We start from the raw sequence: 18,548 nt of genomic DNA on the forward strand, positions 1-18,548 counted from the left end.
TTTTACCTCAATCTCAAATCTTCGCCGAATATCTCATAAATTCTACTATTGTTGCCCATTATCCTTGAGAAAATCCTTGCTCCATAGAATTCTTCTAAGGCTTCTTCATTGAGGTTGGATGAGAAAATTATGGGTTTTCCCTCATTCATCCTCTCATTTACTACATCAAAAAGATTCGCCCTATCGGATTGGCGACTGGCTTCAGCTCCCAAATCGTCGATTATCAAAAGATCGCAGTCGAAAATCAGTCTATATTTTTCTTCGAGATTTTCTCTCCTATCTTCAAAGGCATAAAGATAGTCGTTTAGGAATTTAAAAAGTTTGGTTGAGGTCATATAGACAACAGAGAAATTCCTATCCAAAATCTCCTTGGCTATGGAATTAACTAGGAAGGTCTTGCCCCTTCCTACATCTCCATAGATATAGATATTGCCTGTTTCGTAGGCAAAATTATTGATAAATTTTTTAAGCCCTGCTATAACATAAGTGATATTTTCATAAGGACTTACCCCATAGATCTTGTTAGTGTTTTTGGAAAATAGGTTTATGTTAAAGGAGGAAAAGTTTTCTTCTGATATTTGGTTTTTGATATTTGATTGGTCATATTTTTGATCAATTATCAACTGCTTCCTGCAAGTACACATCTTTGTTCCAACAAAGCCAGTATCCTTGCACTTATCGTGATAATATTTGATGTCCATATAATCATCTGCAAAGCCATTTTCGGCTAGGATTCTCTTTTTTTCTTCAGTCAAAAACAAAATCTTTGCTTCATCCTCGCTTGTATCAGCTCCGCAAGCTATACGACTTAGAGTTCTAAAGCCTAGCTCTTTGATTTGCTTATCAAGGGCTTTGATTTGAGGGACTTTTTTATAGACTTCCTCAATCCTCATCCTCTGCTCTTTTTTGTCATTTTCTCTTCTTTGCGCTAGAATGGCACTTGCCTTTTGACTAGGAGTCAACTTCCTCACCCCTTTGTTCTAAAATTTTGTTAAGCCTTTCCTCTTTACGTCTTTGGATAAAGGAAGATATATCACTTTCAGACCTTGGAGTGAGTCTTCCTGATTTAGGATTAGCCTTTCTTCTATATTGGCGTGGGGACTTTGCCCTAAGAAGCTTATCTCTTTCTTCTTTCATCCTCAAATCATTTAGGGAAGATATGTTTTGATCACGCCAAGTTTTGATAAAGCCCATGACGTATTTTACATCAACATTTCCACTTTGCTTAGCCTGGCTAAAGGCCTCTGTGACAAGTTCTGGGTCACAATTATATTCAAGGATTGTTTCTTGAATCCTTGTTATATCAGCTGGTGTGAGGTTTCTATCAATGATTGTTTCGATATTAGTAAACATAATAGACTTTCTTTGGGCTAAATCGTAGGCAGCTTCGCTTGTTTGATTGTCTACGCTATCTCCAAAATACATTTGTCTAAGAGATACTATCTCTATAAAATCTGTTCCATTGTCGGCTCTTTTTTGCCTGAATATTCCCATATTCACCCAGTAATCTACAGCTTCTTGGAACCTCTCATCGCTAAATCTTAACTGTCTTTTGATTTTTTCTACGTCTACCCTTTGGTAGGCGTAGCAATCCTTGTATATTAACAAATAGACCTTAATAGCATCCCCGTCCGCCATTTGGATATAGGTATTCAAGAACATATTTTCCAAGGGTGTCGTACCCATATCTAATTTTAAATCTTGCATCTTAAAGTCCATAATAATCATCCTTTGTAATCATCATCGTAAGTATTTTCGAATAAATCAGTCCAGATTTATCGACAAAATACCTCTCATCCATGTCTATATTTTGGTTTTCAAAAACTTCTGTGCTTGAATCCAATTGCTTAAAACCACACTTCCTATAGGCCCTGTAGGCTCTCTCGTTAAATAAATTTACCTCAAGACTTACTTCTCTTAGCTTATAATCACTAAAGGCCTTATCCAAAAGAAGTTTTATTGCCTCCGTCCCATAGCCCATGGAAACATAGGCACTATCAAAAACTATACCAAGTTTCGCTCTTCTTGTTATGGGGTTAATCTGTTTAAGACCTATAAAGCCAATAAATCTATCATCATCTAATTTTTTTACTGCAAAATACTTTCTCCTTGGAGTTGTAATAGATCCATACCATAATTTTATTTCAAAGTCTGATAGCTTGGCGTAATTGTAGCCAATAAGCCTTGGATCATTAAAATCTGTCCATTCTCTAACGAGCTTTGCAGTTGCCATATTCATTTTTTGTAGATATATCCTAGGCATTTTGCTCTCTTTGGGTTAGGTCTCTAAAGCTTGTGCAAGGCTTGTTGAAGAATAATTCGACTGCGCCTGTTGCACCATTTCTATGCTTGGCAAAAATAAGCTTAGCTATATTTGGATTATCCTCTTCATCATAGTAGTCGTCTCTATACAAGAGCATTACGACATCAGCATCCTGCTCGATAGCTCCAGATTCCCTAAGGTCTGAAAGAATTGGCTTATGATCAGCCCTCTTGTCTGCCTCACGAGATAGTTGGGCAAGGGAAAGAATTGGGCAGTTAAGTTCCTTAGAAAGACTTTTTAGGCCCCTAGATATTGAAGCGATTTCATTTTGCCTATTTTCTTGTCTGCTATCTGCTTGCATAAGTTGGAGATAATCAATCACAACTAGGTCAAGGCCAACTTCTGCTTTTAGTCTTTTAAGCTTGCTTCGCATCTCAGAAAGGGTAATACCTGGAGTTTCATCGACAAAGATGTTCTTTGATCTAATTAATTTGGTTGCGTGAATTAGAAGTTGCCAATCTTCATCCCTAATAGAACCATTAATGATATTTTCAAGTTTTACAACCGAAACCATTGACAGAAGTCTTTGATTTAGTTGGTAGGTTGACATCTCTAGAGAGAAAAAGGCAACTGATTTGTCAGCCTTGGCTGCATTCCAAGCCATAGTAAGACCCAAAGCAGTCTTACCCATAGCAGGTCTTGCTGCAAGGAGGATCAATTGAGATTGTTGGAGACCAGAAAGCTTATTATCCACTGTCTCAAGACCAGTTGTTACACCTGTAATCTTGCCATCAGATAGGGTTAGTTCATTTATCATCTGTAAGGTCTCTTCCATGGTTTCAGATAATCTTACCAGACCCTTGTTGTGATTATCTTGAGAAACTTCAAAAATTTTTGATTCAGCAGTTGATAAAATAGATTCAATTTTTTCTTCGTGCCTGTAACTTAGATCGATAATATCCTCACTCGCCCCTATTAGACTCCTTAGAATAGATTTTTCTTTGACTGATTTGGCATATGTATCGACATTTGGAGTATAAAATGAGGAGAGGGTAATCTCAGTGATAAACTCCTCCCCTCCAACTTCTTGTAATATATTTTCATCTTTCAGCTGGGATATCAAAGAAATCTCATCTACCTTGATGTCTTTTTCAAACATCTTGATGATGGACTTATATATCCTCTGCGTTCTAGAATCATAAAAGTCTACAGGTTTTATAATTTGATTTACACTATCAAAAGTCTCGTTTTTGGCGAGAATACTTCCGATTATTCCTTGCTCTGCTAAGAAGTCATTTGGTAGGGGCCTTAGGCCCTCGGTCATTATTCTACCTCAGCTACTACGTTTACTTTAAGATCAGCATTAACTCCTTCATAAAGTCTAGCATTAAGAACGAACTCACCAAGTCCATTGATTTTTTCTACTTGTTCGATTCTCTTTCTGTCAATTTCGATACCTTCTTTTGCTAGGCTTTCAGCGATGTCTTTGTTTGTTACTGATCCAAAAAGTTTGCCGTCTTCTCCAGCTCTAACTTTCTTTGTAAGAGTTAAAGCTTCGATTTTTTCTTTAAGAGCTTCAGCTTCTTTTCTATTTTCAGCTTCTTCTTTCTTTAATTCTTCTCTCATCTTTTCAAGTTCAGCCATATTTTCTTTTGTAGCCTTTACAGCCTTTCCTTGTGGGTCAAGGAAATTTCTAAAATATCCTGACTTTACTTCTACAAGGTCTCCCTTAACGCCAACTCTTACAATATTATCTGTTAGTATTACTTTCATTTTCTTCTTCCTCTCTTAAATATTCATTAATTGCTTTTCTTAACATGTCTTCAGCATTTTCCATGCTCATATCTAATTGGGTCGCAGCAGCTGTTAAGTGACCGCCACCACCGATACGCTCTAGTATTAATTGTACCGATATATCGCCTAAGCTTCTACCTGATATGTGAATTTTATTATTGGATATGGTAAGTACAAAACTTGCCAAGACTCCCTTTATATTTAACAAATCATCCGCAGCCTGCGAAGCTATGAGGGTTGATCCATCGATATCTCTATTAAAGTGGGCTATGGCTATTGAGTCATTAACAATAAATGAATCAGCTATAACCTCTGACTTATATTTTACTATTTCAAAGTCATCTTTAAACATTCTCTTAATATATACTGAATCTGCTCCCCATCTTTTTAAAATTGAAGCAGCTTCAAAAGTCCTTACCCCTGTCTGGTAGACAAAGTTTTTGGTATCAACTGTAATTCCCGCAAGAAGACTTTCCGCTACAGGCGTTCTCGCCCTAAAGTCCTCGTCAAGATAGGATAATATTTCAGTTACAAGCTCTGATGCACTTGAAGCATAAGGCTCTATATAAGAAATTGTTGCATTTGCTATATAATCCTTGCCCCTCCTATGATGGTCGATAATAAATATATTGTCGTTTTTATCAAGAAGAGCTGGTGCTTCTGTTGAATTTTTCCTATGGTTATCGGTTACTATAATCAGAGACTGTGGACTAATTTTAGCAAGTGCTTCATCTTCTGTCAAGATGTTAGCCCTTAGCTCACTTAACTCACTAGTTACTCTTTGATACATATTTTCGATTGGCTTTGTAACTTCGTCTAGGACAATGTAGGCCTCCTTACCCATGTGGTAAGCACCCTCATAAACTCCTAGGGATGAACCAAAAGAATCCATATCAGGATTGTTATGACCCATTATATAAATATCTGGAGATGATTGCATCATCCTCTTTAAGGCTTGAGATATTACCCTAGATCTAACCTTACTGGTCTTTTCTATGGCCTTGGTCTTTCCACCGAAATACTCATAATTATCTTCAAGTTTTACTACCGCCTGATCTCCTCCACGAGATAGGGCTATGTCGACTGCTTCTCTCGAATCAGAATAAATATCAGAAGGCTTAGCTCCTGCTATACCAACTCCTATAGAAAGAGTTGGTGGAAGGCTATTACCCTTTTGGATATTTCTAACTTGATCAAGAATTGAAAACTTAGACTCATAGATTTTCCTATAATCTTGATATTCACTAATGACCATGAACCTGTCATTCTCATACTTGCGGATTATACCATCATATGTTTTGAAATATTCATTGATAACCCTGTCGATTTCTCCTAAAACAGCAGGTCTATCAATTGATTGAGTTGCGTTTCTGATATCTTCGTAATTATCTATAAAGACTGAGTAGAAGACAAGTCTCTTATTCTTAAACAACTTTTTGATTGACTCATCATAAGTATTATCAATACCATAAAGAAAAGTCTGAGATTTACCATCTTCGTCATTGATTATAGTCTGATAATAAAACTGCAAGACTTTATCCTTGATGTTTATATTTCTAGGAGTCCTTAGACCATCTTCCTTAAAATCAAAATCAGCAAATTCTGGCAAGAAGTCTTCTATCTTATTTCCTACTATAGACTTATTGTCAAACAAGTCCCTAAAATAAGTATTGTGCCACTTGATTGTCCTATCGTCTTCTACGATAACAATAGGAAAAGGCATCTCGAATACTACGTTTTTGGTTATACTATCAAAAGAAACATTCATTTGATCGACATATGCTTGCAAATCATCCTTCTTCTTTTTGTTAATCTTAGTCAAAAAGAAGTAAAGAAGGATGCTGAGGATTATGGAAATAGAACCGATAATCTCGTTAAAATAAAATAAAACTATAGAAGCTATACTAGGAAGAGCCATTATAGCAATAATATTATTTAACCCTACATACTCATCATTATTTTTCATTTAAGCTCCTTTTCTTTCTTATATCTAGTATTATATCAATAAATCCTAAAATCACGAAAAAAATTAGCAAGAATTGTATTAAAATAATGACGAAAAACCACTGGAAGCCTCTAGATAAGGGAATATTAGATTTTGCAATCATATAATCATAAAGAGAAAATCCATTAAAAGCCAAAAGCTCTAGGAAAATCATAATAATATTTAAAGATGCATAGGTCATATTTAGCTTAAATAAATAAGAAAATCCATAAGCTAAAACACAAGCAAGTCCAATAATAAAAAGATCCTTATAGCTTATCCTTTGCTCATTTACCTTAGTCAAATCCTTAAAACCATCAAGTTTTATACTAGCATAATTTCTAATTAGTTTAAGGGCAAGCAAGGTATAAATAAAAGAAAAAAATGCAAAGATAGCTGGATATAGGCTAAGACTTGCCCTATAAATTTCTATATCCATCTTATAATCAATAGAAGATTCGACAAAAAGCTTGACTTGCCTAGCCAAACTATCGAAATCAACTTTTTCTTTCATTAGACCATATGTATAAAAACCTATCAAGACAAGGCTTACAAGAACAAAACTTGTAAGAATCTGTAGCTTATCACTTCTTATATACTTTATAGGAAGGGATAAGATTAGACATACTAAAAATATTGCAAGCGTAAGCATACAAGCTTCACTAAGACTCATATACATAAGTCCAAAAATCAAACTAGTAATTCCTAGTAAAATAAATTCGGCAAAGCCATTCTTAAAGAGATAGATACTTAAAAGTACAGGAGCAGTAGCCAGTATTAGTAAGGATATATTCGATGCGAATATAATAAGGCTTACTAGGGCACTCATAAAGACTAATTCAATAATCTTTCTCAAATTTTTATTAATTTCCATAAAATTCCTTTCACTTAATAAAAAAAATTAAGCTATAAATATTTTACTACTTCTTTCTCTTTACTCAATTATACAAACTTTAAATGATAGATAATAAGAAGGCTCCATAAATTTCTCAAATTAAAAAGTATTTACTAAATATGATGTAATTATATAAGCAATAAGTATAATATCCTTATGACCAGATTAAATAATATTAATAATAAATCTATAACAGATTTTGATATATCAATTATTTCAGATCCCCATGTCTTGGCAAGAGAGCTCATTGGCCCTAGCGAAAGATTTATTAAAGAACTTAAAGTAGAAAGGAAATTAGTCGTAGAAAGCGAGGCCCTTTTTAAGAGGGCTTTGGAAATTGTCGACAGGGCAAATAGTAAGTTTCTAATTCTTCCGGGAGATTTGGCAAAAGAAGGAGAATACAAGTCGCATCAACTAGTTGCTACTTACCTTAAAGCTTGGAAGGATAAAGACCCTGATAGAAAAGTCCTAATGATTCCTGGCAATCATGACTTAAATAACCACAGAGCCTTTGATTTCTCCAAGGATAAACCTGCAAGAAGTGTAAGTCCCAGAGAGTTTGAACAAATCTATGATTTTGTCTATGATGATGATTCCATCTTAGAATTTTATAGGGATAGCCTAATTTTTAAAAATTATTTGGATAGGATAAACAAGCAATATGGGAGAGCTGACCAATACTCCTACTATGCCCAAGGGTATTTTTCATACCTTGCTCGCATAAAAAAAGAACATCTTAATGACAATGGCGTTTCTATTATTATGCTTGATACTTCTATTTACTCGGCAGATTCTGAGGAAAAGCACAGGGATGACAGGGAAAACATTCCAGGATCAATCAACATAGAGATGCTCAGATGGGTCATTAAAAAAATTGATGAAGCCAAAGAAAGAAAGGATATGGTAGTTGTAGTAGCCCACCATGCTTTCTTGCCTAATTTTAGAAATCAAGAACTGGCCTTCTCTCCTTTTATCATCAAGGAGTGGAGGGATAAATTTACTGATGAAGACCCTAGGATTAATCAAAAAACTCCGATTGAAATATTGGCGGATTGTGGCGTTAAGTTTATATTTACAGGCCATCTTCATGAAAACGGAACCGCCAAGTACACTAGCGAAGAAAATAATACAATCTATGATATCCAAACCGGTTCTACTATAACCTACCCACTTCCTATAAGGCACCTTCTTATTCATAATAATACATCAACAGACAAGGCCTTTTCGATTTATGTTACGACCGAACTGATTGATAGTTTTTCTTATACTGATCATTTTGGTCAAGTCCACGAGGTAGATGATGCCATAGTCCACACCATGACCAACCAATTAAGCCTTAGGGATGTGATTCACAATTATATAAGGATTCAAGCCAACAACCCTTTTTTTGATAAGATAAGTTTTAAAAAAGAGCTTATAGATAGCCTAAAGGCAAGAACTGGCGAAGACATTCCCTATAACAACTACATGAACAAAGTAGTCTTTCCTATGATTGCCGATTACTTTCCAATTTATAGTAAGTATGTAGGAAGAATCGTAATAAGCAATCTCAACTATAATTATGAATTTAGAATCAAGGCTTTGATGAATACCTTGTTTATTAAAGCTACAAGTATAGAAGATGCAATTGATGAAATCCTTGGTCAAGCAGAAAAGGTCCTTACTCCACATTTCCTTATTTCATCTATGGATAAAATTACTGAGAAGATTTTTGCTATGCCCATAGATGATGAAGGCCATACTTTTTATGATTTTGCCAACTATATCTACCAATATAGGTCAACAACAAATGAGAAAAAACCTCCTTTTGTTGAAAAAATGATAGAAAATATTAATGATCCGTCATATGATTTTGTTGATGCTATACTTGATTACGCAAAAGATGAGATAAATGAGACATTCGATGTAGTTTCTTCTTCTATAAAACTTGAAAAAGATGGCTCAAAACAGAAATTTTTTGATAGCTTAGTCCAAACAAAGGGACTTCCAGTTAACCTAGCCTACAAACATTTGGTAAGGAAAGTCAATACCCTAAGAGATCTCCTCGACTATTTTTCAATATTTATAACCAAAAAACCCAAAATTACAGGAGTAGACCTTGCCAAAAGCCTAGCCAACAATAAACTTATTAGGCAGGCAAAGATGAATATATCAAATAAAATGTTCGGTCAAGCTTCCTTTAGAGTTTCTATCCTAGCCCTAATAGGAGAAATGAATGAGGGGATGAAAACAATCTATCAAAATGCCGACCTAAATGAAGTCGACCACTATTTTAACTATATAGAATACGATGATACAAATAGTAAAAAATAAATTTTCCATTAAAAAAGGAGCCTAAAGCTCCTTTTTTTAATATTCATAATCATCATGGTGTAAGATTGGGTCTTGGGTAAAGTTTAGGCCAAGTTTTCTTAGCATGGACCTTTGTGAGTCACTTAAAATTACAGTTGAATGGGCATCAAGTCCCCTTAACTTAGTAATTTGCTTCATTGCCATGTGACTTAGAGGATTGGTTGTTGCTGAAATTGATAGGGCTATGAGCATCTCATTTGCTGTTAGTGAGGTTTCAACTCCTCCAAGGGACTTGGTCTTTAGATTTGATACTGGCTCTATAATATGAGGTGATATTAGAAGGATATCATCATCGAGATTACCCAATTTTTTTAGGGCATTTAGAATGCAAGCTGATGGAGCAGATAGGAGGTCAGATTTTTTGCCAGTAATAATCTCACCATCTTCTAGTCTTATAGCAAAGGCTTCAGTCTTATTTGCTTTAGCTTTTTCTCTAGCCTTAACTGCAACAGTCCTATCTAAAGGAGTGATTCCAAGTTGGCTCATTAGCATCTCGATTTTTTCTACTGCATGGTAGCTTTCTTTGGCATATCTATAATCAATAAGAGTATTGTAATATCTTCTAATTATCTCTTCCTTGCTAGCACGACTTACACCTTCTTGATCTTCTATGCAAAAGCCTGCCATATTTACACCCATATCAGTTGGTGATTTGTAAGGGCAAGCCCCCATGATTTTTTCGAACATCTTCTTTAGTATTGGGAAAGCTTCGACATCCCTGTTGTAATTTACAGCAAGTTCTCCATAGGCATCAAGATGATATGGATCTATCATATTTACGTCATCAAGATTTGCTGTGGCAGCTTCATATGCCATGTTTACAGGATGTTTTAGGGCGATATTCCAAATTGGGAAGGTTTCAAATTTGGCATAGCCTGCATTTATTCCTGCCTCATGATCAAGGTACATTTGTGATAGGCAAGTTGCCATTTTTCCTGAACCTGGACCAGGTCCTGTGATTACTACAAGGGGTCTTGTAGTAACTAGTCTTTCATTTCTTCCAAAACCATCCTTGGATATAATATGGTCAATATTATTTGGATATCCCTCAATATTATAGGTTTTATAGTTTGGGATATTTAGATTGTCCAAGTATTGTTGAAACTTAATAGCCTTGGCTTGATTATCAAATTGGGTAATTATTATACCACTTACTTTGAAACCGAAATCTTCAAAGGCTTGTTTTAGTCTTATGCTCTCTTGGTCATAAGATGTCTCATTGTCACCTCTGATTTTATTGTTTTCGATGTCATTAGCATTTACAGTTATGATTATCTCTGCCTTATCCTTCAAATTATTGAGCATTCTCAACTTAGAATCTGGCAAAAATCCAGGCAAGACCCTTGATGCATGAGCATCATCAAAGAGCTTTCCTCCAAATTCCAAATAGAGTTTGTCAAAGTGCGAAATTCTCTCTTCAATTTTTTCAGACTGCAATTTTATATATTTATCATTATTAAAAGCTTCTTTCATATTGACCTCCAATCATTATCTAAGTATTATACCAAGATTTTATAAGATGAAAAGATGCTAAAAAAATTTTTTATTAGGCTTAGCTAATTTTATTTTCTAAGGGCAAAAGTCCTTAAATACCAACATTTACTAAATGTTTTATGAAAAGATTTCTCGATGTTTTTAAAAAAATTCTCAATTAGCCTTTCCATGACCTAAGTATTCTACTTACTTTCTGACTTAAAATAATCTTGGATTTTTCTTTTATTTAATCTATCCAACCCAAAAAAGAGACAGATTTCTGCCTCCTTTATTTTTTCTTATTCATCTTCCATTGCCTTCCAGCCGTCTGTCTTAAATTCGTTTCCTTCTGGGTCTATCCAATAAGCTTCTACCTTATTTTCCCTTGCCTTCTTTAGACCTGTTTCATGATCTATTATAAAGAAATATGTGGATAAACTATCAGCTAGGGAGATACTGTCAGCTTGTACTGAAACTGACTTCCATCTAGTAGAAGGATATCTTGTGGCAGGGTCGATTATATGGTGATAATTCTTGCCATTTACTGTGAAAAATCTTTGATAGTCACCACTGGTTACGACTGATGTATTTTTAACTGAAACTATAGAAGAATATGGCTTATCTTTTTGGTCCAAGAAGGGATTTTGGACTGCAATTTTCCAGAGACCTTGGCTGTTGTTTGGGTTATCTCCAATAATAACATCATCTCCACCTACAGAGATTATCCCCTTAGTAAAGCCAGCTTCTTTGAGTTTTTTTGCTATTTTTTCAGTAGCAAAACCCTTACCTATAGCTCCTATGTCGATTTGTACATCTGGGTCTTTTATATAAACTGTAGAGTTTTTCTTATCTATTACTATAGAATTTATATCTTTATGATTTGCCTTTTCTGTAAGTTCTTTTTCACTTGGGATGGCAGCCTTTTCAGGATGATCTATGGACATTTCCCTATATTGATGCCACAAACCTAATAAGGAACCCATAGCTATGTTGATAGTTCCACCAGTTAGGTCATATATCTTTTCAGAATATTCTATCAATTCGATAATTTCAGGGTCTACCTTAACAGGTTCTATACCCGCCTTATCGTTTATTGTTCTAAAGTTGTTAACTCCATCAAAACTATCGTAAGAATTGTAAAGCTTGTTGTATCTATCAAGTTCCTTTTCCAAAAGCTTGCAATGCTTATCGAAACTTTTCTTATCCTTAGAGTAGGTAAGTATAGTTGTAACAGTATCGAAATATTCATAGTAGGTCTTATCTAGTTTTGGAAGCTCTTCTGAGTCATCTAAATCTGCGTCGATTTCATTCTCATCTGACTTATCATCCTCGGCGTCCTTTTGGTCTTCTGCTTGACTAACTTGATTGGACTTTACTTCTTCTTTAGTTTCCTTATCCTTTGATCCATTGGCACAAGCTGCTAATAAGAAAGCCATAGCCAAGGGGTAAAATATCTTCTTTAATCTCATAATCTGTTTATATTAATTGTCTCCATATCCTTATTAACTGGGATTGATTCCTCAAGGGCCCAATTTAGCAATATATCCGCTGCTGCCTTATCTCTAAATTCATTCCAAACACCTTCAAGACCTTCTTCATAGACTATATCGAGAAATTCCTCTCTAGGAGCAATTCCTTCATAGTTATCTTGGAAGTTATCTCTTTGTTGCTTGTTTAGGCTTGCCACAAAGGCTTCTCTAAGTCTTTGCTCGTCGAGCTCATCGGCTGTTGGCAATAGCAAATAATTTTCCACATCTTGATCTATATCTATATAATTTTCCTCAATATCTTCAGGTGTTTGAATCTCCTTGTTTATCCTAATAAAATCTAAAGATTCTGTATTTAACCACATATTCTTTAGATATGAGTCTTCATCTATCAAGGTCCATTTTTCGACAAGCCATGATAGATTAATTGGTTTTCTAACTTTCATATTTCCTCACTCTTAATACGAGAGCCTCATATTCCCAAAGCTCTACTACTAAATTATTTCCTTTCTCTATTCTAATATTTCTCTTTTCCCATCTACTTCCACCATAACTTTCGGATAAGGAATCTATTACTTCTACAAATTCTAAATCCTCATCATAGTAAATGTGATAAGCGTTCTTGTAGGTGTTAGTCATATTTAAAACTACAAGGAATCTATCATCCCCCGCCCTTCTTTCGTAGGCAAAGACAGAATTGATATTATCATCTACAACCTTCCAAGTAAAGCCTTCACCCTCATAATCTTTCTCGAAAAAGGCCTTTTCATCCTTGTAGAGTTTGTTTAAGTCTTTTATAAATCTATGGAAATCATCGTGAACTGGGAATTTTAATATATCCCAATTTATTGAAGCATTTTCATTCCATTCATCAAAGGTTGCTATTTCATTACCCATAAAGTTTAGCTTTTTACCAGGGTGGGTCATCTGGTAAGTGTAGAGGAGCTTGAGCTGTTTGAATTTTTCCTCATAAGAGCCACTCATCTTATTAATCATTGCTCCCTTGAGATGAACTACCTCATCGTGACTTAATGGCAGAATAAATCTCTCATTGTAGAAATAAAACATAGAAAAATTAATTTTGCCTTGATAGTCTATCCTATTGATGGAGTCTGTCTTAAAATATCTTAGGGTATCATTCATCCAACCTAAATCCCACTTATAATCAAAACCAAGTCCGCCATCTTCGACTTTTCCTGTTACTAGCGGATAGTCAGAAGAATCTTCTGCTATAAGCATGACGTCTGGGTGGGCCTTGTGGATTGTTTCGTTAAGATCTTTTATGAAATTAATATTATCATAGTGGACTCCACGATACTTGTTGCCATTGTAGTGGATCATGTAGCTAACTGCATCAATTCTTATTCCATCGAAATGGAAATTTTCAATCCAATAAGAAAAGGCAGATTTCATAAAGCTTCTTACATGACCTTTAGAATAATCAAAATTATTTGAGCCCCACTCAGAATACTTCAAGTCTGGATAGATTGACTCATACATACCAGTTCCATCGAAGTGGTTAAGGCCAAAATAGTCGCTTGCAAAATGGACTGCTACCATATCGAGGATAACTCCTATGCCATTTTGATGGAGGATGTCGACAAACTTCTTTAGGTCGACTGGGCTTCCAAACCTAGAGCTTGTAGCGAAAAATCCGCTCGATTGATAGCCCCAGGATGGGTAGTAAGGATATTCTGTAATAGGCATGATTTCAACGTGGGTATAGTTCATTTCCTTAACATAAGCTACTAGTTTGTCAACTATATCTAAGAAGTTTACACTATTTCCATATCTAAGCCAGCTACCTATGTGAATTTCATAAATATTTAAGGGCTTATCAAAATTCTTATCCCTATTTTTTATGAAGTCATAATCATTAAAATCGTAAGTATCATCTGTGATAATACTTGCAAAATCACCTTCTTTGTCCATAGCCCTAGCAAAAGGATCTGCTTTTTCTACGAAATTTCCCTCATGGTTAATGACATATTTATAATAATCACCAACTTTAGCCTTTAATTTGGTGAAAAAATAGCCATATTTGAAATTTTTAGTCATCTTGATATTTTCCCAAGATGTAAAATCTCCTTTAATAAAAACTTCATTAGCATTTGGTGCAAGGACCCTAAATATATAATATCCGCCCCCATCATCATGGGCACCCCAAATATCAGCTCCCATAGACGAATGGCCACTTAAATAACTTTCTATAAAAGCATAATCAGTTTCAATTATATCAACCTTCATTTTCTTCCTCAATCAAATGTTTTATGTGTCTTTTTAAAATTTGAATTCCCTTTAGATTTCTAGCTCCCCTTGGAATAATAATATCTGCGTATTTTTTGCTAGGTTCTACATAGGTTTCGTGCATAGGTTTAACTTGATTAATATATTGGGTCAAGACTGATTCAATAGACCTCGCCCTTTCCTTAGTATCTCTTAGGATTCTTCTTTGAAGTCTAACGTCACTATCAGCGTCCACAAAGACCTTGGTATCGGTAATTGATCTGATTCTTTCATCATACAAGACTAAGATTCCCTCAATCAGGATAATCTTTGTAGGCTTGACTCTTATAGTTTCATCACTTCTAGTATGTTTGCTATAGTCATAAATGGGCATATCAATTTCCTTACCCTCGAGTAATTTTAATAAATCCTTATAAAATAAATCATTATCGAAGGCACCTGGATAGTCGTAGTTAAGTTTAGCCCTTTGCTCAAAGTCTATATCATCGTGGGCCTTGTAGTAGTTATCATGACCAATAACTATCAAATCATCTTTGAAGTAGGCTTCAATTTCTCTTACAATAGAGCTTTTGCCAGAAGCAGAGCCTCCAGCTATAGCTACAATTTTTACATCACTCATAATTTTATCTCATTAACAATTTGTCCATCTAAATATTTATAAAGGTTGTCAAAAACAATATTAGCCCTAATCTCCATAGCTTGCTTGGTATAGAAGGCTACGTGATTGGTAAGGATTACATTTTTAGCATTTCTTAGTGGATAATCCTCAGGAAGTGGTGGTTCCATATCGAAAACATCAATACCTGCCCTAAGTTTATCTTCGTTGAGAAGTTTAGCTATATAGTCATTATCTACTACAGCTCCCCTAGCACAATTGATTAGAACTGCATTTTCTTTCATTAAGTCAAGCTCAGCTTTACCCAAAAATCCCTTGGTTTCTTTGTTGTTTGGAATGTGGAGGGATACTATGTCACTTTCTTTTAGGAGGCTTTGAAGGTCAACATAGTCAACTCCCTTAGCCCTTACTTCTTCTTTTTCAGTCCTTGAATAAGCAATAATCTTACAACCAAAAACAGAAAGTAGGTCTATAAGTTTAGATCCAATATGGCCTGTTCCTATTACTCCAAAAGTCTTGCCCTTGATAAGCTCGCCTAGAAGGTAATTGTCGCCAGCGTTAAAAATATTTTCCCTATTTTCGTTAAACTTTCTCAAAACTCCAATAGTTAGACCGATGACAAGCTCTGCTACAGAATCATCAGAATAACCACTTGCATTTAATACCTTGATGCCCTTTTCTTTGCAAGTATCAAGAGCAATATGATCTACTCCTGTAAAGGCAACATCTATTAATTTTAAGTTGGTCTTGTTTATGACTTCACTTCTTAAAGGCTTGTTGGTTATGATGGCAATATCTGTATCTTTTAGTCTCTCGATTTTTTCTTCGTCAGTTTTTGCACTTTCCTCAAAGTATTCGAAGTCATGACCCATAGATTCGATTTTTTTCTTATTAGCTTCAATAATCTTTTTGTCAACTTCTAGTGGATCAATAAGGCTAATTTTCATTTTATGCTCCTTTATACAAAATATATATCGTTTACTTTATAATATTATACTCTTCTTGCTAATATTTAAATAGAAAAATTCATTTAGTTTAATTATTAACTATGCTTGTTTATCGACTGATATTGTGATAAATTATTAGTATAGAACAGAAAGGAATAGTTATGGCAGTAGGATTAGCTTTTACAGATGGAAAATGTATAGAGGCCCTTAAATATTATTGCAATGTCTTTGGTATTGAAGAACCTAAAAAAATAATTAGATATAGTGATTTCGAAAAATATAATCATCCAAAAGACATTAAAAATAGGATTTATAATTCCTATCTTGATATTTATAATAATAGAGTTTACTTATACGATGTTGCTAATGATAGGATGATAAAAAATGGCAACAATGTCAGAGTCGTAATAGAAACCAGCTCTGATAATCTTTACAGAGCCTATATGAACTTTAGGAAAGACTCCACTGTTACTATGGAGCCACAAAAGGTAAACAAAAAACTGTTTACAACTCTGATAGATAAATACAACATTTCATGGCAATTTATTGCAGAAATTAATGATTGATAATTTTGAAGGACCTTAAAGTCCTTTTTTATTTATCTTTCTTCTTGTTCTTTTCTCTTAGATACCTAAAAAAAGTTTGAATTTCATACAAGGCTTCTTCATCCCTGAGTCCAAATTCTGCGTCTAGATAGTGAAGTTGACTCCTATCTCCTGTTATATTGGTATTTGACCCACAAGCTCCTCTTTTATGATCTCTTATGCCTATTACTAGCCTATCTATCCTAGAATTTATTATAGCCCCTGCACACATGGAACATGGCTCCATAGTAACATACATAGTTGCTCTTTCGAGCCTAAAGTCATCTATGTAGGCACTTGCTTCTTTGATTGCCATAATTTCTGCATGCTTTAGGGCAGATTTACCCTTAAAGGTATAGTTATGACCCCTTCCTATAATCTTTCCATCTAGGACTATAACAGCTCCCACTGGGACTTCTTCGATAAATCTTGCAAGCCTTGCCTCATTAATAGCTTCACCCATAAAAAAGTAGTCTTCTTCGCTAAATTTTTCTTTATTTATCATCTCGTTTTCTAGCATCTTAGCTCCTATTTTATAAAAAAATAAGCTGTTGATAAACAACAGCCAACTTTTGGTGTACCGGAGAGGATTCGAACCTCCGACACCCGCCTTAGGAGGGCGGTGCTCTATCCAGCTGAGCTACCGATACATATAAAGGACAAAAAACAGTCCTTTATTATTATATGCTTTTTTATCTTGCAATCAATAGGTCAACTAAGAAATTAACATTATTTTCAATATTTCTGACAATTCTTGTAAAAAGGCTAGCTCTTTCGACATCACTGCCACTGACCAAATCGACTACATGGTATTTATTATCATAAGACACATCAACCTTACCCAGGATATCTCCCTTTTTGATTGGAGCCTTAATATCCTTATTGAGGGTGATTTTTGTAGCAACTTTCTTATCGTCATTGGAGATTATTGATAGATTTTCTTTTGGATATAATTCTATGTAGCCTTGTTTAGCTGATCCTACTTCTATACTATCGAGGCTTTTATTAACATCTAAGACCTTCTTGCAGGAATAAAATCTTGAAATGTAATAGATCAAATCACTCATTACACTTTCCCTAGTGTCTTTTTGGTCAGCCCCCATAACTACACCTATACATCTAAAATCATCACTTCCATCAAGCTCCTTCATATCAACAGTAGTTACTAGACAATAGCCTGCCTTATCTGTCGTTCCAGTCTTTAGGCCATCAACTCCCTTTATATCTTTTCTTAGAGGGATAGTGGAGGTTTTTCTTATGCCCTTTCCTGGAATATTTACTTCATCCATTGTTGAATATCTTAGGATATCAGGATATTTTCTAACAATAAAGGAAGATAGTTTGAACAAATCTCTTGCTGATGATTGATTTTCCTTATTATCTTTAGTTTCTATTCCACTGGCATTGTAGTATTTTTGGCTAGATAGTCCCAATTCTTTAGCCTTTTCATTCATAAGAGTTGCAAATTTTTCTTCGGAACCTGCTACTGTCTTTGCTAAAAGATAGGCACAATCATTACCGCTTACTGCTATAAGGCCTTGGAGAAGTTCTTCAACTGAGTAAGACTCCTTTTCCTTTAGACCAAGGGAGGAGTATTCCCAACTTGTTAGCTCCTCAGCCTTCTTATCGGCCTTTACGGATGTGTTAAGATTGATTTTTCCTTCTTCAATGGCATCCCTCACTAGGAGAAAAGTCATTAGCTTAGTTAATGATGCCATTGGTCTTGCTTCATCGGCGTTTTTTTCGTAATAGACATCACCTGTTTCTTCATTACCAATAAGATAAGAAGAAACATTGGAATCAAGTCCCACTACCCTAGTCTGAGCAGCAAAAATTTCTCCTGGCATTAGTAGAAAAACTAGGGTTAATAGGCTGATTAGCATTGTTTTTTTGAATTTCATCCTTA

Annotated in this window: 17 protein-coding genes and 1 tRNA gene; 2 read left to right on the forward strand and 16 right to left on the reverse strand. The window is 34.9% G+C overall.

Annotated elements, in window-relative coordinates:
* Nucleotides 1–2 precede the first annotated feature (2 nt).
* From P6936_RS03370 to P6936_RS03400, 7 genes are read right to left on the reverse strand one after another with little or no spacing between them, the layout of a single operon-like run.
* Complete coding sequence (locus P6936_RS03370; protein ID WP_407066146.1) at nucleotides 3–962, reverse strand: ATP-binding protein; 960 nt, start codon at nucleotides 960–962, stop codon at nucleotides 3–5.
* Complete coding sequence (locus tag P6936_RS03375; RefSeq protein ID WP_081445711.1) at nucleotides 952–1,719, reverse strand: DnaD domain-containing protein; 768 nt, start codon at nucleotides 1,717–1,719, stop codon at nucleotides 952–954. The genes P6936_RS03370 and P6936_RS03375 overlap by 11 nt, the downstream gene beginning before the upstream one ends.
* The gene (locus P6936_RS03380; protein WP_276880858.1) at nucleotides 1,709–2,263 is read right to left on the reverse strand and encodes a GNAT family N-acetyltransferase; all 555 of its coding nucleotides are present in this window, start codon (nucleotides 2,261–2,263) and stop codon (nucleotides 1,709–1,711) included. The genes P6936_RS03375 and P6936_RS03380 overlap by 11 nt, the downstream gene beginning before the upstream one ends.
* Nucleotides 2,256–3,587, reverse strand: coding sequence for a replicative DNA helicase (gene dnaB, locus P6936_RS03385; protein WP_276880859.1), 1,332 nt, complete (start codon nucleotides 3,585–3,587; stop codon nucleotides 2,256–2,258). The genes P6936_RS03380 and dnaB overlap by 8 nt, the downstream gene beginning before the upstream one ends.
* A complete protein-coding gene (gene rplI, locus P6936_RS03390) occupies nucleotides 3,587–4,036 on the reverse strand; it encodes a 50S ribosomal protein L9 (protein WP_276880860.1) in 450 nt (149 codons plus the stop codon). Before rplI ends, dnaB begins: the two co-directional genes overlap by 1 nt.
* The gene (locus P6936_RS03395; RefSeq protein ID WP_276864690.1) at nucleotides 4,014–6,023 is read right to left on the reverse strand and encodes a DHH family phosphoesterase; all 2,010 of its coding nucleotides are present in this window, start codon (nucleotides 6,021–6,023) and stop codon (nucleotides 4,014–4,016) included. Before P6936_RS03395 ends, rplI begins: the two co-directional genes overlap by 23 nt.
* Complete coding sequence (locus P6936_RS03400; RefSeq protein WP_276880861.1) at nucleotides 6,013–6,915, reverse strand: hypothetical protein; 903 nt, start codon at nucleotides 6,913–6,915, stop codon at nucleotides 6,013–6,015. Before P6936_RS03400 ends, P6936_RS03395 begins: the two co-directional genes overlap by 11 nt.
* 177 nt (nucleotides 6,916–7,092) lie before the next feature.
* Here P6936_RS03400 and P6936_RS03405 point away from each other — a divergent pair, with 177 nt between their 5' ends.
* On the forward strand, nucleotides 7,093–9,249 hold the full coding sequence (locus P6936_RS03405; RefSeq protein WP_004836431.1) for a metallophosphoesterase family protein: 2,157 nt from the start codon (nucleotides 7,093–7,095) through the stop codon (nucleotides 9,247–9,249).
* 36 nt (nucleotides 9,250–9,285) lie between these two features.
* Here P6936_RS03405 and P6936_RS03410 read toward each other — a convergent pair whose 3' ends face one another.
* The 6 genes from P6936_RS03410 to P6936_RS03435 form a co-directional block, all read right to left on the reverse strand.
* Entirely contained in the window at nucleotides 9,286–10,761 is a 1,476-nt protein-coding gene (locus P6936_RS03410; protein ID WP_004836433.1) for a DUF1846 domain-containing protein, read from the reverse strand.
* Between the two features lie 299 nt (nucleotides 10,762–11,060).
* Nucleotides 11,061–12,230, reverse strand: coding sequence for an FAD:protein FMN transferase (locus tag P6936_RS03415; RefSeq protein WP_060929016.1), 1,170 nt, complete (start codon nucleotides 12,228–12,230; stop codon nucleotides 11,061–11,063).
* Nucleotides 12,227–12,694, reverse strand: a complete 468-nt coding sequence (locus tag P6936_RS03420; protein ID WP_004836436.1) for a UPF0158 family protein — start codon at nucleotides 12,692–12,694, stop codon at nucleotides 12,227–12,229. Before P6936_RS03420 ends, P6936_RS03415 begins: the two co-directional genes overlap by 4 nt.
* Nucleotides 12,684–14,495, reverse strand: a complete 1,812-nt coding sequence (glgB, locus tag P6936_RS03425) for a 1,4-alpha-glucan branching protein GlgB (protein WP_004836437.1) — start codon at nucleotides 14,493–14,495, stop codon at nucleotides 12,684–12,686. The genes P6936_RS03420 and glgB overlap by 11 nt, the downstream gene beginning before the upstream one ends.
* The gene (udk, locus tag P6936_RS03430; RefSeq protein ID WP_004836439.1) at nucleotides 14,485–15,114 is read right to left on the reverse strand and encodes a uridine kinase; all 630 of its coding nucleotides are present in this window, start codon (nucleotides 15,112–15,114) and stop codon (nucleotides 14,485–14,487) included. The genes glgB and udk overlap by 11 nt, the downstream gene beginning before the upstream one ends.
* Complete coding sequence (locus P6936_RS03435; protein ID WP_004836440.1) at nucleotides 15,111–16,058, reverse strand: NAD(P)-dependent oxidoreductase; 948 nt, start codon at nucleotides 16,056–16,058, stop codon at nucleotides 15,111–15,113. The genes udk and P6936_RS03435 overlap by 4 nt, the downstream gene beginning before the upstream one ends.
* Nucleotides 16,059–16,219: 161 nt before the next feature.
* Between P6936_RS03435 and P6936_RS03440 the strand changes: the two genes are divergently transcribed.
* Nucleotides 16,220–16,624, forward strand: a complete 405-nt coding sequence (locus P6936_RS03440) for a hypothetical protein (protein WP_004836442.1) — start codon at nucleotides 16,220–16,222, stop codon at nucleotides 16,622–16,624.
* 28 nt (nucleotides 16,625–16,652) lie between these two features.
* Here the strand turns inward: P6936_RS03440 and P6936_RS03445 are convergent, their stop codons facing one another.
* The 3 genes from P6936_RS03445 to P6936_RS03455 all read right to left on the reverse strand — a co-directional run bounded on the left by P6936_RS03445 (nucleotide 16,653) and on the right by P6936_RS03455 (nucleotide 18,543).
* Nucleotides 16,653–17,162, reverse strand: a complete 510-nt coding sequence (locus P6936_RS03445) for a nucleoside deaminase (RefSeq protein ID WP_004836443.1) — start codon at nucleotides 17,160–17,162, stop codon at nucleotides 16,653–16,655.
* 53 nt (nucleotides 17,163–17,215) lie between these two features.
* A tRNA-Arg gene (locus P6936_RS03450) sits at nucleotides 17,216–17,292 on the reverse strand.
* Nucleotides 17,293–17,334: 42 nt separating this feature from the next.
* Complete coding sequence (locus P6936_RS03455; RefSeq protein ID WP_004836445.1) at nucleotides 17,335–18,543, reverse strand: D-alanyl-D-alanine carboxypeptidase family protein; 1,209 nt, start codon at nucleotides 18,541–18,543, stop codon at nucleotides 17,335–17,337.
* Between the last annotated feature and the right edge of the window lie 5 nt (nucleotides 18,544–18,548).

The organism is Anaerococcus tetradius (assembly GCF_947087635.1).
Lineage (GTDB): Bacteria > Bacillota > Clostridia > Tissierellales > Peptoniphilaceae > Anaerococcus > Anaerococcus tetradius.

What these genes read in the sequence shown, in the direction of transcription:
- P6936_RS03375 (WP_081445711.1), bottom strand. Translation starts at nt 1,719, where the DNA reads ATGGACTTTAAGATGCAAGATTTAAAATTAGATATGGGTACGACACCC.
- P6936_RS03380 (WP_276880858.1), bottom strand. Translation starts at nt 2,263, where the DNA reads ATGCCTAGGATATATCTACAAAAAATGAATATGGCAACTGCAAAGCTC.
- dnaB (WP_276880859.1), bottom strand. Translation starts at nt 3,587, where the DNA reads ATGACCGAGGGCCTAAGGCCCCTACCAAATGACTTCTTAGCAGAGCAA.
- rplI (WP_276880860.1), bottom strand. Translation starts at nt 4,036, where the DNA reads ATGAAAGTAATACTAACAGATAATATTGTAAGAGTTGGCGTTAAGGGA.
- P6936_RS03395 (WP_276864690.1), bottom strand. Translation starts at nt 6,023, where the DNA reads ATGAAAAATAATGATGAGTATGTAGGGTTAAATAATATTATTGCTATA.
- P6936_RS03400 (WP_276880861.1), bottom strand. Translation starts at nt 6,915, where the DNA reads ATGGAAATTAATAAAAATTTGAGAAAGATTATTGAATTAGTCTTTATG.
- P6936_RS03405 (WP_004836431.1), top strand. Translation starts at nt 7,093, where the DNA reads ATGACCAGATTAAATAATATTAATAATAAATCTATAACAGATTTTGAT.
- P6936_RS03410 (WP_004836433.1), bottom strand. Translation starts at nt 10,761, where the DNA reads ATGAAAGAAGCTTTTAATAATGATAAATATATAAAATTGCAGTCTGAA.
- P6936_RS03415 (WP_060929016.1), bottom strand. Translation starts at nt 12,230, where the DNA reads ATGAGATTAAAGAAGATATTTTACCCCTTGGCTATGGCTTTCTTATTA.
- P6936_RS03420 (WP_004836436.1), bottom strand. Translation starts at nt 12,694, where the DNA reads ATGAAAGTTAGAAAACCAATTAATCTATCATGGCTTGTCGAAAAATGG.
- glgB (WP_004836437.1), bottom strand. Translation starts at nt 14,495, where the DNA reads ATGAAGGTTGATATAATTGAAACTGATTATGCTTTTATAGAAAGTTAT.
- udk (WP_004836439.1), bottom strand. Translation starts at nt 15,114, where the DNA reads ATGAGTGATGTAAAAATTGTAGCTATAGCTGGAGGCTCTGCTTCTGGC.
- P6936_RS03435 (WP_004836440.1), bottom strand. Translation starts at nt 16,058, where the DNA reads ATGAAAATTAGCCTTATTGATCCACTAGAAGTTGACAAAAAGATTATT.
- P6936_RS03440 (WP_004836442.1), top strand. Translation starts at nt 16,220, where the DNA reads ATGGCAGTAGGATTAGCTTTTACAGATGGAAAATGTATAGAGGCCCTT.
- P6936_RS03445 (WP_004836443.1), bottom strand. Translation starts at nt 17,162, where the DNA reads ATGCTAGAAAACGAGATGATAAATAAAGAAAAATTTAGCGAAGAAGAC.
- P6936_RS03455 (WP_004836445.1), bottom strand. Translation starts at nt 18,543, where the DNA reads ATGAAATTCAAAAAAACAATGCTAATCAGCCTATTAACCCTAGTTTTT.